A 1656-nucleotide genomic window follows, 5' to 3' on the forward strand; every position below is an offset into this window, starting at 1 on the left:
TTCCATTCAATTAATTTAAAATATGCTTGAAATTTCGAAATTTCTATCGTACATAAAAATTGTTTATTACCATTCATCTTCAATATACTTTAAAAATTAAAGAGGTGATTTGATAGATCTTCTAACCCTTCACAATTACTTGCTTTAGTATTCCTAGAGACATAGTAATTTATATTACTAAATCGATGAAGAATAGCATAAATCATAAGCTTTTTTCGAAGCGTATCATTAAGCTCCTCTTGTTTAAAGCCATAGCTGATTAAGAACGACTTTGTAGTTTCCTTATTTCCATTAAAAATAAAAAGGATTGGACCTAGCAAATCATATTCATTATCACCTAAAAAACTATCGGCAAAATCTATAACCCCAGTCAACTTCCATTTATTATTCTCCCTAATAAAGAGTAAATTAAATGGGGTGAATTCTCCAGTTAACATATTAAGTTTAGGGTTGAAATTTATATAAGATTCATCAACATACTCTTCTAAATCATCCCAAAGTTTTTGAGGTAAATTGAACTTTTTTTGATTAGCTTTCATATTAAGATATTGATTCTTTATAAAAAATGACCAGTCCACATCAATTTTATCAAAGATATCAATTGGGATGGAATGAAACTCTCGCATTACCTTACCCAAATCTATACTAAATTCTTTCTTTTCTTCCATTGTAAGGTTGTCCCATAAATCAATTAGCAACGTTCCTTTTAGTTCATTCATAACAAGGTAATTCCACCCTTCATATGAACCAATAGAGAGTATCCTCGGTGTTTCAACTATTGTTATATAGCTTTCTATATTTTTTAACACCTCAACTTCACGATCAAATTGATTTTTAAAATAACTAGGAAATAGTTTAATTACCATCTCACTATTATAACTATACACAATATTTGAACCGTAAGAAAAGCGAGTCAAGAGCCCTGCAGGTAAGTTTTCCTTTTTAATAATTCCCGTCATTTTACTAAACCAGAAACTACTATCCTCATTCAATGATTTGTATTGTTCATAAGTTAAATCAGATAAAAGCATTTCTTTTATCTCCTCTTTATTTTATTTTTGTTTATATTATTTTTTCATTAAAATTTTGATTGAAGCATCCTTTATTCACACTAAATCTCCTTTGAAAACTGAATTTATCTTTGTTAATCCGAATGCTTATTCAGCTAAGCTTATTGGAAAATATAAACTTGTCTCCGTTACTTAACAACAGGATTTTTACCCACCTATATAATAAAACCCTTATTGAACAAAAAATCCTTCCTGGATTAAAGCACCCGATAGTTTAAGTGAATCACTTCACAAGAAAAATCTTTTTAAACATATTATTATTTTCTTTTAAGCGAATTGATCATTGAGAATTAGTTCATATCTTTTACAAATCCAATATATATATATGTTCTCCTTCATCTGAAGAAAGAAAAGTAAATTTTAGCTTTTTGAGTAAGTTTATTGAAGCAAGATTTTCAGGTGAAACGCCCGCATTTATTCTGATACAACCTTTTTGCTTGAGCCAGGCTATAATTGCGACAAGTACTTCATATGCATAGCCTTGCTTAGCGTGAAATGGACTTATAGTGTATCCAATCCCAAAAGTGCAATTTTCCCTTTTTAAATAAATATCACCAATTAATCGATTAGTTGTATTGTTGATTAT

General features: G+C 28.9%; 2 protein-coding genes. Both read right to left on the bottom strand.

What is annotated here, in order from left to right:
* Positions 1 to 89: 89 nt before the first annotated feature.
* On the bottom strand, positions 90 to 1031 hold the full coding sequence (locus WB217_RS13565) for a phosphotransferase (RefSeq protein ID WP_423993747.1): 942 nt from the start codon (positions 1029 to 1031) through the stop codon (positions 90 to 92).
* 343 nt (positions 1032 to 1374) lie between these two features.
* On the bottom strand, positions 1375 to 1656 hold a 282-nt coding region (locus tag WB217_RS13570), incomplete at its 5' end, for a GNAT family N-acetyltransferase (RefSeq protein ID WP_423993748.1).

The sequence above is a fragment of the Mesobacillus sp. genome, from assembly GCF_049588175.1.
GTDB lineage: Bacteria > Bacillota > Bacilli > Bacillales > Cytobacillaceae > Mesobacillus.

Coding starts and splice junctions, on each gene's coding strand:
- WB217_RS13565 (WP_423993747.1), bottom strand. CDS start 1,031: ATGCTTTTATCTGATTTAACTTATGAACAATACAAATCATTGAATGAG.